General features: G+C 62.8%; 13 protein-coding genes. 1 reads left to right on the top strand and 12 read right to left on the bottom strand.

The window, feature by feature from the left end; genetic code table 11:
- Position 1: 1 nt before the first annotated feature.
- Positions 2 to 235, bottom strand: a complete 234-nt coding sequence (locus NLM32_RS20935; RefSeq protein WP_254130784.1) for a hypothetical protein — start codon at positions 233 to 235, stop codon at positions 2 to 4.
- 58 nt (positions 236 to 293) lie between these two features.
- On the opposite strand from NLM32_RS20935, the gene NLM32_RS20930 reads away from it, so the two are divergent.
- Positions 294 to 452, top strand: a complete 159-nt coding sequence (locus tag NLM32_RS20930) for a hypothetical protein (RefSeq protein ID WP_254130783.1) — start codon at positions 294 to 296, stop codon at positions 450 to 452.
- 199 nt (positions 453 to 651) lie between these two features.
- Here the strand turns inward: NLM32_RS20930 and NLM32_RS20925 are convergent, their stop codons facing one another.
- The 11 genes from NLM32_RS20925 to NLM32_RS20875 form a co-directional block, all read right to left on the bottom strand.
- Positions 652 to 1773, bottom strand: a complete 1122-nt coding sequence (locus NLM32_RS20925) for a helix-turn-helix transcriptional regulator (RefSeq protein WP_254130782.1) — start codon at positions 1771 to 1773, stop codon at positions 652 to 654.
- A gap of 106 nt (positions 1774 to 1879) precedes the next feature.
- Complete coding sequence (locus NLM32_RS20920) at positions 1880 to 2998, bottom strand: helix-turn-helix transcriptional regulator (RefSeq protein ID WP_254130781.1); 1119 nt, start codon at positions 2996 to 2998, stop codon at positions 1880 to 1882.
- Between the two features lie 147 nt (positions 2999 to 3145).
- Entirely contained in the window at positions 3146 to 6184 is a 3039-nt protein-coding gene (locus NLM32_RS20915; protein ID WP_254130780.1) for an autotransporter domain-containing protein, read from the bottom strand.
- A gap of 222 nt (positions 6185 to 6406) precedes the next feature.
- A complete protein-coding gene (locus tag NLM32_RS20910; protein WP_254130779.1) occupies positions 6407 to 6655 on the bottom strand; it encodes a DUF6894 family protein in 249 nt (82 codons plus the stop codon).
- Positions 6656 to 6657: 2 nt separating this feature from the next.
- Positions 6658 to 7212 carry a DUF3455 domain-containing protein gene (locus tag NLM32_RS20905; RefSeq protein ID WP_254130778.1) on the bottom strand — a complete coding sequence of 185 codons (555 nt, stop codon included), beginning with the start codon at positions 7210 to 7212 and terminating at the stop codon, positions 6658 to 6660.
- Positions 7213 to 7273: 61 nt separating this feature from the next.
- Positions 7274 to 8251 carry an AraC family transcriptional regulator gene (locus tag NLM32_RS20900; protein WP_254130777.1) on the bottom strand — a complete coding sequence of 326 codons (978 nt, stop codon included), beginning with the start codon at positions 8249 to 8251 and terminating at the stop codon, positions 7274 to 7276.
- Positions 8252 to 8477: 226 nt separating this feature from the next.
- Entirely contained in the window at positions 8478 to 9632 is a 1155-nt protein-coding gene (locus NLM32_RS20895; protein WP_254130776.1) for a LuxR C-terminal-related transcriptional regulator, read from the bottom strand.
- A gap of 252 nt (positions 9633 to 9884) precedes the next feature.
- The gene (locus NLM32_RS20890) at positions 9885 to 10382 is read right to left on the bottom strand and encodes a hypothetical protein (protein ID WP_254130775.1); all 498 of its coding nucleotides are present in this window, start codon (positions 10380 to 10382) and stop codon (positions 9885 to 9887) included.
- A gap of 84 nt (positions 10383 to 10466) precedes the next feature.
- On the bottom strand, positions 10467 to 10913 hold the full coding sequence (locus NLM32_RS20885) for a MaoC family dehydratase (protein WP_254130774.1): 447 nt from the start codon (positions 10911 to 10913) through the stop codon (positions 10467 to 10469).
- A 309-nt stretch (positions 10914 to 11222) separates the two neighbouring features.
- Positions 11223 to 11645, bottom strand: coding sequence for a hypothetical protein (locus NLM32_RS20880; RefSeq protein ID WP_254130773.1), 423 nt, complete (start codon positions 11643 to 11645; stop codon positions 11223 to 11225).
- 12 nt (positions 11646 to 11657) lie between these two features.
- Entirely contained in the window at positions 11658 to 11879 is a 222-nt protein-coding gene (locus tag NLM32_RS20875; RefSeq protein ID WP_092230347.1) for a hypothetical protein, read from the bottom strand.
- Between the last annotated feature and the right edge of the window lie 82 nt (positions 11880 to 11961).

The following is an 11961-nucleotide window of genomic DNA, read 5'->3' as shown; positions in this document are numbered from 1 at the left end:
CTCAATCATAGGGGATCTGCGAGACCGGTGCGGCGGCGCTTTCTCCGCAGCTTGCAGGCTCGCGCGGAAACGACACCTGCATCGCATGTGCATGCGATCGTTCCAGCATGATGAGCCCTGCCAGTTGAAGGACGATGAGCGCGGCGGTGAGCGCCACTGCAACGATGTTGCCGTTACGCGCGCGCGAGACCCGCGTGACTGACTCCGCGCTCGCGCGCATCAGATTGATCGGCATTTTCTGAAAATTCCTCTTCGCTGCAGACAAAATCGGCGTCATTCAAAGGCAATGTTTCGTGCTGCGTTTCCAGCAGGTGGCGGTAGCGCTGCAATACGCGCCGGGCTTCGATGGCACGCTGCTGATGCAGCGCTGCGACCATGCGATCGACGGCGTCGTGGAACTTCCCGACAAGGCTCCGTGCCGTTGTTCGCATGACGATCTCCTCTCAACCTGAAAGCGAGATTGATGGAATTCACCCTGAACCACTGTGAGTTGCTTCACACACGAATCGCACGCGACGAACAAGAACGCGTGTGTGCTCTCGTAGGAGAGAACGCAGCAAATCGCGTCACCCAAACGAATGACGCGCGATAACAATCTGATGATGAAATTGCGGGCGCGGTGCCGATGCTTTGTTCAGCGCTGACGATGCGTCAGTGCACCAGAGGGTTGGCAAAACCTGCCGCGAGCTTGACGAGGTCGGCCTGGCGGCTCGTACCGGTCTTGGCGAACACGCGATGCAGATGCGTCTTCACCGTCGTCTCGGCTATACCGAGCGCGTCGGCCGTCTCCGGCACGCCGCCGATTTCGACAATGGACTGCAGAACCCTGAGCTCCGCAGGCGTCAGCTCGAACGTACGGTCGAGCAGCCCGGCGCAGGAGCGCGCATCGAGCTTCGCCTTCCAGACGAACAGGGCGCCGATGGCACCACCGGCACGCCCCACATTCCCCTCGCGCAGAAGCGAGGGCAGCGCGACCACATGGGCGACGTGATGCGATCCGTCGCTCGATGTCAGCAGAATATTGCGGTCCGCCGCAGCTGCTGCGGCGACCTCCGCTTCGTCACGAAAGACGTTGCGCAGCGCCGCGTTCGCGTCGGGCGATCTCGCCAGCAGGCGGCCATTGACTGACCGCAAGAAGTCGTCCTCGTCCAGGATCGCGGCGGCCGCCGGATTGCTGTAGACGATGTTGCAGGCGGCATCGAGCAGGATCACGCCGGCACTCAATTGATCCACGACATCGGCAAGCGCGATGGCCTTCTGCTGCTTCCGCTCGACCGCGCGGTTGATCATCAAGGCGCGGCTGGCATGTGGAACGATGAGCTGCATGCGCGCACGCATCTTCGCGTCCAGCATCTCCCTGCCCGGAATCACCGTCATCAGCATCGGACACGGCGAACTCGCCTGTTCCAGCACCACATTCGCGACGTCGGCACAGCCTTGGGGGCGCAACCATTCCTGATAAAAGCGCCCGCGCCGATATTCGTCGAAATTCACGAGGTCGGGGATGTTACGCACCTCGCCATAGCGCGGCAGCCTGGCGAGAGGGTCATGCTGCGCGTATTCGTCGGCATAGAGCTGGATGAAGTGCGGATCGACTCCGCAATAATAATGCGTCGATCCGGATTTACTGACCTTGTCCTTTGAAATCAGGCCGCAGGCCCGGCTGCCGAAAAATCCGTTGAGCATGACGACGACATCGGACCACAACTCAGGATTGAGTCCGGCGTCATAGATGCTCTCGATCAACTCGGAATGTTCTGCGGTCAGCTGCATTGAAGCCAATAGTCCAGCGCGGATTTGAGACGTTGATGCCCTGCGGCTTTTCTATGGAGTCGGCCGAGACACCGATAGGTTCAACGGTTTCGCGCCAAATAACCGGCTAGTTGACAAGTGGATTGGAGAATCCGGCCGCGAGCTTGACGAGATCCGCTTGACGCGCGACGCCCGTCTTGGCGAACACGCGATGCAGATGCGTCTTCACCGTCGTCTCGGCTATACCGAGCGCGACGGACGTCTCCGGAACGCCGCCGACCTCGACAATCGACAGGAACACGCGCAGTTCCGCCGGCGTCAGATCGAAGGTCCGCGCGATCAGCTCGCCGTAGGCGTGCCCGCCAAGCGTGACCTTGCGCAGCAGCACCGCGCCGACGGCATCGGACGAACGCTCGCTGCCGTTCCGCAGCACGGACGACAGCGGCAGGATATGCGCGACGTAGCGCTCGCCCTTCGGCGAAAGCAACGGAATCGCATGCCCTCCCGCGAGAAGCGAGGCGGCATCGCCGCAGGCCGCAAAAGCATCCCGCAGCGTCTGATTGGCCTCGGTGCCGCTGGTCATGAGCTGGCCGGCAACGATGCGGACCGCGTCGCCGGCTTCGAGCAGCGCGTAACCGCTCGCATTGGCGTGCACCAGGTGGCAGCAGGAATCGAGCAGGAAAATGCCGGATGAGAGATTGTCCAGGACATCCGCGAGTGCCGTGGCCAGCGTCAACTTCGAGTTGATCGCCCGGTTGACGAGCAGCGCGCGGCTGGCGTGCGGCACGATCAGAGACATCCGGTGCTTCATTCCGGCGTCGACCATGCGCCGGCCCGAGAGCACCGTCATCATCACCGGGCAGTGCGCGTTCGATTTCTCGAGCACGACATTGGCGGCATCGTGAGAGCCCTGCGGCTGCATCCACTCCTGATAGAAACGCCCGCGGCGATATTCGTCGAAATTGACGAGATCGGGGATGCTGACGATCTGGCCGTGTGGCGGCAGGATCGCCAGCGGATCGAACTTGGAGTGGGTCTCGGAATACAGCTGGATGTAGTGCGGATCGGCTCCGCAATAATAGTGCGTGACACCGAACTTGCTGATCGAATCCTTCGAAAACAGCCCACAGGCCTGGCCACCGACGAAATCGCGGATACCCACGACGACGTCGTTCCAGAGCGAGGGGTCGAGACCGGCATCGTAGATGGACTCGACCAGATCGGGCAGCTTCCGAGCTCTCGGCATGGCGTTGAATGGCTTTGGATGAACAATGCCGGGCACAATATCACGATCGGGGCACCTCCTCATCCTCCGATCGGAGGATGGTGCCGGCCGGGCGGATGGAGCCCGGCCGGCGGGCATCGCGTTCAGGCCGCCAGGGCTGATGCCGGCTCAGAACGCGACGCGGAGGCCCCCTCTTGCGGTTCCAGTGCTACTCTGGTCGGACATCACCATGCCCTCGACCGCGCCGAACACGGAGACGTTGGTCGTGGTGCGATAGTCGAGGCCGAAGCCCGCCACCGCGCCGACGGTGCTGCTTCTGCCCGGCGTCACGAAGGCCAGATTTTGGCCGAGCAGCACCGTGTTGATGCCGGTGTCGCCCACGCGCTGGAGCGCGATCACGCCGCCGTGGATGTTGGCCTTGAGCTCGCCGCTGTCGAAGCGCGTCACCCGGGAGAGATCGACCTCTCCGCGTTCTTCGATATCCTGGAGCGTGCGGCTGCCGACCGATAGCCCCTGCGCGGAGCCGGTCTCGCTATAGCCGTCGAACCGGCCGGCGACGTAGCGCAACCGCGCTGTCGGCGTCAGAAGGTAGCCATTGCCGATGTCGAGCTTGTAGCCATAGGCGAGCTCGGGGCTGATGTACCAGCCGCGATAGCTTGCGGTCGCCGTCTCCATGCCGTCGGCCACGGCATTGTTGAGCACCAGCCGCCGCGATTTGTTGTCGGCATTGCCGCCCTGGATGGTGAAGTCGAAGAATTGCGCGGCCCATTCGAAGCGGCTGTAGGCACCCGCGAACACATAATTGGTGTCCACCGACTGCGAGTTGAGATCGACCGAGAGGCCGCCCTGCCCGCCGCCGAGGAACGCGCCGACCAGCCAGTTCGGCTGCACTTTGCGATCGATGCCGATAGCGCCACCCCAGGCCGTCGAGGTCGCGCGCAGCGTTGCGGCGGTCTCGTCCTGGATGCGCTGGCCACCAAAGCTGTTGGCCCACACCGTGATCGGCGCCGGATCGGTCCACAGACTCTTCGGCGCCTTGGTGAAGGGTCCCGCCTGCGCGGTTTCGGGCGAGTAGGCCATTGCCATCATGTTGCTGCCTGCCGGCGCGGTGCCGCCATTGAGGCGGCCCTGCACCAGCGAGGACACGCCGCCTGTAAAATCCATCAGCGTACGGTCGGTCTGCGCCAGCGCGGTTGGATCGAGGGTTGCGAGCGTCGTGCCGGAGACGACCGAGGGGCCATTGAAGCCGCCGCCCGACGTGATGATGTTGATGGTGCCGGCAAAGCGGTTGAAGGTCGGCAACTCGACGCTCGCCAAGGACGACACTTTGCTGCTCGGCGCGAGGTTGACGTTGACGACGTCATTGCCGAAGCCGAAATCGACCACACCGTTGATCTTCGAACCCGGCAGCAGCGTCAGCGTATCGGCCGCGTTCGACAGCCGGATCGCCACGCCGGACGTTGCGGTTATCGTGCCGGCGTTGACGATCGTGGCGGCGTCACGCGCGAGCACAGCCTGGTCTGTGCCCGCGATGCTGCCACCGGCCATGTTCGTCAGGCTGAGCGTGCTCGAGGCGACGATCCCTGACCTTCCGGTGATGAGCCCCGAATTGGCGATATCCGCCTGCCCGCCAGCGCTGATACCAGCCGATCCTCCAGTGATCGCCCCCGAATTGACAACGGTCAGAGTGCTCGTCGCCGAAATGGCGTAAAAGGTCGACGTCCGCAGAATGCCTGAATTTCGGACATCCGCCGTGGTGGCGTCGACGGCGTTACCGCCCGATCCTTCGACCACACCGGCATTGCTCAGCACGATGTTGTGCGCACTGATGCCGAATTGCCCTCCGGAGATGAGTCCTCCCGACAGATTCTCGACCGTCGCATTGTTAGTAGCGCGGATCGCCTTTCCACCGTTCGAGCCCCCCTTGATCGTGCCGCTATTGCTGACGGTTGCGTCCGCTCCTGCAAACACCGCGATGGAATTGATATTCGTGGACTGAATCTTGCCGCCGTTGTTGTTGACGGTGACCGAACCCGACGGCGATCGGATCGCGTTGGCCTCACCCGTGATCGTGCCGGTGTTGTCAGTCACATTCACTGTTCCGGCCAAAATACCGACGCCGCCCGCGCTCAATGCGAGGATCTGTCCCGCATTGGAGACGGTCGCGACGATCGCATTGATCGCGGCCCCATTGACGTCGTCTGCCTGTATGATTCCGGCGCTGTCGTTCCTGACGGTTGCAGTGTTGGCAAGAACGCCCTGCGCTCCGGCCTCTATACGGCCGGTGTTCGAGGACACAACAACGATATTCGCCGCGATGGCCTGGCTTCCGCCCAAGAGCCCAGAAATCTCGCCGGAGTTGACGACCGTCGCAGTGCCTGGGCCAGATATTGCGACGCCGTCCGCTTCGATCTCGCCGGCGCTATTGTTGGTGATCGTCGCCATGCTCGTGAAGGAGATGCCGGCCGCACCGGCTCGGATGGTGCCGGTGTTACCGAGAGTCACTGTTTCCGCGCGAATTGCGATAGCTCCGGTGATGCCGTTGGTGTTGTTGACGACAGCGGTACCGGATGTATTGATCGCGATGCCGTTGATTGCCCCTGCGGAGATCGTACCATTGTTGTCGACCGTCGTAGCCGTCGTTGCGGTGATTCCAAACCGGTCGCCCTGAACCTGGCCATTTTGACTGGTGGACAGGTTGACGACGTTTGCCTGGATCGCGATGCCGCCTGCGGCGATCGCGTAGATGCTTCCTGAATTCTCAGTTTTCACATTCACCGTACCGAGGCTATTGACCCCAACAGCGTTGGTCCCGAATGCCTGAACGCGATCTCCGGTGTTCTTCAGATCGAGGTCGCCCAAGGCAGCAATTCCGGTGGCGCCATTCGACGCTGCGGTCCCGCCCAGGATGGCGCCAGCATTGTTGATCGAGCCCTGGTTGAGCGTGATGCCGGAGGTCGTGCCGTTCAGGAACGAGCCGGACGTCACGTTGATGGTGTTGCCGGTGTCGGTGGCCGATCCATAGCCGATCGTACCGTTGGCGTTGGTCGTCGTGCCGGAACAGGTAATAGTCGTGTTGTTGACCGGCGACGGCGGCGTGCACGCAGCTTCGGCGCGCCCGGTCATGATCCACGGCGCCAGCAGAAGTGCTGATGCCGGGACCCGCAGCAGGCGGCGGTTGACGGTTGCGAGAAGCCTTCGTTTCATCTTCATTCCCCAAGCGAGGCCTTCCGCCCAGTGGGCGTGCAGACCTATTGCAACCAGCCTCCTCCCTTCGAAGGAGGCCGGCGCAGCGAACGTGAATCGCTGATCGCTAAGGTAGGAGGACAGTCAACATCCGACTTGGACGGACGCGACCGAGGTTCGGCTCAGAGCGAACTGACGCTCTTTCGCAAGCACTGGTGCAGACTTGTGACACTGCCCACAGGCTCACGCCTGGTCCCAGCCCGCCTTCTCGGCACTCTCGGCCCAGACCGCGGCGCGATAGATCTCGCGGCCGCCATCGTCCCTGACGCGGATCCAGGCATCGCAATCGCGCAGATCATCGCGCCAGACGAAGAGGTGATTTGCCATCTCGTCGGCGACCGCGAAGGTCGCTCTCGCATGCTCGAACACCATGCCACCCGGATCGATCTTGACGACATTGCCGACCAGGAGGTCGAAGAAGAAACGGCGCATCTCTACTCCACGCGCCAGAACACGTAATCGGCGGAATACGGCACGCTGCGATAGGTCCCCGCCTGCTGACACGTGCCCCGGAGCACGCCACCTTGCGTGTTGATGCGCTGCACGTGGCTGGCGCCGAAAAACAGGCCGTCGCCGCTCTGTGTGATCACTCCGAATTTGAGCCACGGCAGATCGTCGGCGCTGCGGCCTGCCGCCTGGGCGACAATCTTCGCCATCACAAAGCTGCCGTCCTTGTGCTCCCACATCAGCGTGCTGGCATCGACGGTGTCCCAATGCTGTGCAGCCGAGTGGCGCCCGACGGACTTGCCGCGATCGATCAGCGTCGCGGTCGGCTCCCGCACCTGCCAGACCAACTGATTTGTGGGGTCGCGCCGGCACTCGTAAATCTGCGCGCCTTCGGCATGGAGGACGGTGCCCGGAATCTCTCCGGGAACCCTGATCTCGTCCGGCGTCCCCGCCAAAGCCGACGCTCCACAGAGCACGCTCGCGACAACGGCACTACGTTTCAATAATCGCGCGATAGCCATGATTTCACGATCAAGGATCATGTGAAAAATTCCCGGCCCGGCCTAAAAATCGGCGGGCCGCTCAAATGCCCAGCGGATACGATCACTCCGCCGCGCCGCTCCTGACATCGCTCGGCGTGGCCCCGTAGGCCCGCCGGAAAGATCGGTTGAAGTAGGAGAGATCGCCGAAGCCGACGTCGTATGCGATCGAGGAGACCGGACGCTCGGCGAATTCCGGTTCCCGCAACATGCGATGGGCACGCTTCAGGCGTTGCTCGATCAGGAACGAGGAAAACGTCCTGCCGTCGGCCTCGAACAGGCGCTGGAGGTAGCGCGGCGTGACGCCGAGCTCCTGCGCGACGCCCGCGACCGAGATGTCCTGCCGCCAGCAATTGTTGACGATCAGGAATTTGGCCTTGCGCAGGCGGGCGGCCTTCGCGCCGCGCCGGCCGGCGCTTTCCCTGATGTCGTCGGTTGGACCGAGCACGAGCGCCAGCAGATCGTGCAAATGCCCGGCGCCGAGCTCGCGCAATGCAGGCGTCGCCAATGCGTGCTCCCGCACCAGCGAGGCGGCGTAGTCGACCAGCACCCTGATCTCGGCCTGCCGGTCCCTGATAACGCGCATCACGGCGTCATCGACGTCCATGATGATCGGCGCGAGCACCCGCCGCGGCACCCGCAGCGAGAAGCAGTCTCCTTCCACGAATCGTTCGAAAGTCGTGGCGTCCTCGGCGCTGGCCAGCACCGCGTCTCCGGGACCGAGCAGCAGATCCCGTCCCCGCCCCGTGACCCCGATGGTTCCCGAGCGATTGAACACGAACGCAAGACTGTCGTCGCCGTCGTCGACGACGAGCTGCCGGGAACGAACGAGCTTGGCACCAAACAGCGTACCGAGGAGCAAGTGCGCGTCGGGCAGCGAATGCGCCGTGAGATTTGCGATGATCGGTTCGCCATCGCGAATTTCTAGCTCTGCCTTCGCTGTGCCGCGGCAGTAGAAATCGCGCAGCGTGGTGACGCGTTCGCTTTCTGGAATGTCGCTCGATGAGACTTTGAGAACGGAAACATCATTATTGCTGCTCACTGCAATCCCTCCAATCGACGAGCAGGCTCGGCCACGCGCTGTTGTTTCCTGCACTCGTATCCGGTGCCGCGCATTGTTGTGATGGCGCGCATTGCCTCTCGCATGTCAGAAAATGGCTATACGAAAATGTCAGATGACAAGCGTCATACGTTCGGAGGACGAGTGTCGCCTGGTCTTCACATTGGATTGAGATCGCGCAATTTCGCAGGCCGCGATGTGAATTGGATCACACGGTGTCGTCCGGGCCGATCGGCTGCACGAATGGAGCGGCAAAGCCCGCCGCGATCTTCACGAGGTCGGCCTGCCTGCCGGCGCCGGTCTTCTCGAACAGGCGGCCGAGATGCGTCTTCACCGTCGTCTCGGCAATTCCGAGCTTTGCCGCGATGTCGGGAACTCCGCCAAGCTCGACGATGGCCATCAGCACGCGCATTTCAGACGGTGTCAGCCGGAATGCTGCAGCGATCGCATCCGTTGCAAGCTGGGGCACCATCGAGGCTTTTTGCAGGAACAGCACCGTGGCTGCGGCATCGCGATGCAGGCTACGCTGGGGCGTCAGCGAAAACGCGTAGGCCAGATAGTGCTGACCGTCGGCCGACGTCATCAGCTCGATCCTGCGGCGATCGGCGGAACCGGTTCCGCCGCCGGCGACGCCATCAAAGAGACCGCGGAATATTTTGTCGGCCTGGGTGTTACGCGCGACGATGCGATCGCCGACGATCGCGAGCAGATTTCCGTCGGCGAGCATTTGCCGACACGATGCGTTGGCATGAACGACACGTCCATCCGCATCGAACAGGCAGATCGCCGTGCTCAAGGCGTCGAGGACCTCCGCGAGGTCGGCCACGGTGTGGGAGCGCGCCCTGATCTGCCGACCCATGACGCGCGAGCGCTGGATGTGCGGCGCGAGCAACCGCATGCGCTCGCGCATCGCGTCATCGACGGTTCCGCGTGACCGGCCGCGCATGACCTGCAGGATCGTGGTGCGCGCATGCGATCGCTCCAGCGTGACGGTCGCGAGGTCGACGGCGCCCTGCGGTTCCACCCACTCGCGATAGAAGCTCGTGGCCACGAAGTCCGAATAGGGCATGACGTCGGCCACGCCGATGGTCCGTTCGACGGGCAGTTCGAGATGGCGATCGAGCAAGGGATCGAGCTCGACATAGCGGTCGCGATAGAGTTCGCGGAAGCGGGACTCAGTTCCATAGTGCTGGTGGATTTCGATCGAGAGCCTGGCGGCGTCCCGCGACAGAATGGTCACGGCCGAACCGCCGACAAAGCCGGCAACCTGTTCCAGGGCGGCGCTTCGCTGTGCAGGATCGACCGCCGCATCGTAGATCTCGCCGACGAGCGAGGAGAACCTGCTGGCCTCGAGGATCGTCATCGGCGGAGCAATGCGGTCTGGAGGCTGACGATGAAGACGGACCGGCCGATCGCCGTGGTCGACGACGAGAAAACGTCAGAAAAAAATGCTGGAATCTCGAACATCGTCCTTGCGTAACGTCAACCGCAGGGTGCGGCTTGGACGTTTTCGCCAAAGACTAGGATAAATGCGAACAGCCGGCGGGCTGTGTGCCGGGCATCACGTGCCCGCTCACCGCTTGCTCAATCAGCCGCGCCCAGGGCGCGCGGCACTTTATTTCCGGTTCTCCTCGCAGAATTTCAGCGCGGCGAGCGCCTCGCCGGCGCGCGGAATCTGCATCTCGATGCTGTCGTCGTCATCGTCCTCGAAATCGAGCGTGAGGCGCTTGGCTTTCGACAGGCGATCCATGATCGATTGATCATACTCGAAAATGCCGCGCACGGTGGTCTTGTCCATGACCTCCCACTTCGCCTTCGACATGATGTCGGCATCGTCGGTGCCGACGTCGGCCTTCAGGATCTCGCCAACCTTGTCCCACTCCCAGCCGTCATAGATCATTACGATCACGATGGCCTTGTCGGAATAGGTGATGACGATGACGTAATCGCGGTTCTCGTCGTCCTTGTCCTTGTAGCCGCGGCTCGCGTTGCAATGGGTGTCCTGGGTGCGCTTCTCGATGGTCCAGTCGCCGACCTTGGACTGTTGCGCGGCGGCAGGCCCGGCGCTCAAGGCGCCGGCCAGCACTGCGGCGGCAAGAAGAGATCGTTTCATGTCAGCCTCCAGCAATTCCCCTGCTCAAGCTGACCATCTCTCTCCGCAAGCCGCAAGAGTTTCAACCGGCTCGATCCGGCCGCGCTAGGCGCGCCGCGGCACGATCGCGATCGGTGTGAAGGTGTAAACCTCCTCGCCGTTCTGGTTGAACATGGTCCATTTGACCAGCGCGATGCCCTGCGGCTTCGACTTCGACGGCGTCAGGCTCATGACCTCGCCGACCAGATGCAGGCGGTCATTCGGCCGCACCGGGATGGTCCAGCGCAGTCCGTCGACGCCGGCGCCGATCAGCGGATGCGGGCCGAACGGACGGGTCTGGATCGCGAGGTTCATGGCGATCGCCGCAGTGTGCCATCCCGACGCAGCCAGGCCGTTGAACAGGGTCTGCTTGGCGGCCTCGTGGTCCAGATGCATCGGCTGCGGATCGAACTCGGCGGCAAACCGCTTGATGTCGGCCTCGGTGACCTCGACCTCGGGGGATTTGAAACGCATGCCGACGGTGAGATCGTCGAACCAGGCGACCTGTGCCATGATTTTGCCTCGAAATATGGGTGACCGCGCGCGATGCACACGACCAGGGAAATGGACGCGTGTCGCATGTAGCGGTTTGACCGCTCGCAGGCCAGCCCCGGGTTCCCCGCGAAACCCCTTTCCCAAATCGACGAAACACGCCTGAAACAGATGGCCGCTTTACTGGTTATCAAAATCATACAGGGACGTGCGTCATGATCGAGCTGATCTCAGCCTTGCTTGCCCTCTGCGCAATCGGCGTGTTCGCTGCGCATGCGTTGGATGCCTACCGCACCTCGCACTACTAGGGCGTCGCGCCGGTTTTGAAAGCTAGAACGGCCGCCGGTAAAAATGCTCGGAATGCGTTGTCGGCGGAAACCGGTTCGCCAGCGCCAGCGCGCCTTTCTCGTCCGTCTCGAGCGCGATCTTCTGCGCCAGCATCACGTCGCCCGGCACCAGGAAGCCTGACGGGACGAAGCACCACCCCATCGTCGCATTTCCGGCATTGTCGACCTCGTGGACGTTGGCGGCGGTGCCGTAGTGGATGCGATAGCGCTTGCCGCTGTCGCAACCGATGACATCGAAATGCCGGTGCTGCTCGAACTGTGCGCGCTGCTCTTCAGACAGCCATTCGGCCAGCAGCCGCCGCCCGCGCGCCTCGGGCGTGTTCTCGCCGAAGAAGCGCCGGTAGAGCTCGCGGAGCGCGTGCAAACGCGCTCGCGCGGGCGCGCGAAGCCTGAAGACCGCGATCATCGGCCGTTCAGATCAACCGCCGACCAGGCGGGGATAGAACAGCGTTTCCTGCGCGGTCGGGTCGAACGATTTGATACGCGTGACTTCGCCGGGCCCGGTCCGGTACGCGGCGGTAAAGCCCGCACCCGTCAGCTCCCGAAAGCGTTGTTCGGCCCGCGCCAACGCTTCGGCATTTTCAGGATCAAACTCGTGGCGTGTATCGCCGGTCTGGTCCATCACGATCTGGGTAGCCATGTTGAGTTCTCCTCATGCCCAGCCCTGAACTTGATCTAAGCAAACCTCATGCCGTCGGTTCCTGAAAGCAACAACTTTCTCT

It is taken from the genome of Bradyrhizobium sp. CCGUVB14, from assembly GCF_024199935.1.
Taxonomy (GTDB): Bacteria; Pseudomonadota; Alphaproteobacteria; order Rhizobiales; family Xanthobacteraceae; genus Bradyrhizobium.
Note: the sequence above shows the minus strand (reverse complement) of the source record. Positions and strands in the feature narration are given on the sequence as shown.

What these genes read in the sequence shown, in the direction of transcription:
- NLM32_RS20885 (WP_254130774.1), bottom strand. Translation starts at nt 10,913, where the DNA reads ATGGCACAGGTCGCCTGGTTCGACGATCTCACCGTCGGCATGCGTTTC.
- NLM32_RS20895 (WP_254130776.1), bottom strand. Translation starts at nt 9,632, where the DNA reads ATGACGATCCTCGAGGCCAGCAGGTTCTCCTCGCTCGTCGGCGAGATC.
- NLM32_RS20875 (WP_092230347.1), bottom strand. Translation starts at nt 11,879, where the DNA reads ATGGCTACCCAGATCGTGATGGACCAGACCGGCGATACACGCCACGAG.
- NLM32_RS20935 (WP_254130784.1), bottom strand. Translation starts at nt 235, where the DNA reads ATGCCGATCAATCTGATGCGCGCGAGCGCGGAGTCAGTCACGCGGGTC.
- NLM32_RS20880 (WP_254130773.1), bottom strand. Translation starts at nt 11,645, where the DNA reads ATGATCGCGGTCTTCAGGCTTCGCGCGCCCGCGCGAGCGCGTTTGCAC.
- NLM32_RS20915 (WP_254130780.1), bottom strand. Translation starts at nt 6,184, where the DNA reads ATGAAACGAAGGCTTCTCGCAACCGTCAACCGCCGCCTGCTGCGGGTC.
- NLM32_RS20925 (WP_254130782.1), bottom strand. Translation starts at nt 1,773, where the DNA reads ATGCAGCTGACCGCAGAACATTCCGAGTTGATCGAGAGCATCTATGAC.
- NLM32_RS20905 (WP_254130778.1), bottom strand. Translation starts at nt 7,212, where the DNA reads ATGATCCTTGATCGTGAAATCATGGCTATCGCGCGATTATTGAAACGT.
- NLM32_RS20920 (WP_254130781.1), bottom strand. Translation starts at nt 2,998, where the DNA reads ATGCCGAGAGCTCGGAAGCTGCCCGATCTGGTCGAGTCCATCTACGAT.
- NLM32_RS20910 (WP_254130779.1), bottom strand. Translation starts at nt 6,655, where the DNA reads ATGCGCCGTTTCTTCTTCGACCTCCTGGTCGGCAATGTCGTCAAGATC.
- NLM32_RS20890 (WP_254130775.1), bottom strand. Translation starts at nt 10,382, where the DNA reads ATGAAACGATCTCTTCTTGCCGCCGCAGTGCTGGCCGGCGCCTTGAGC.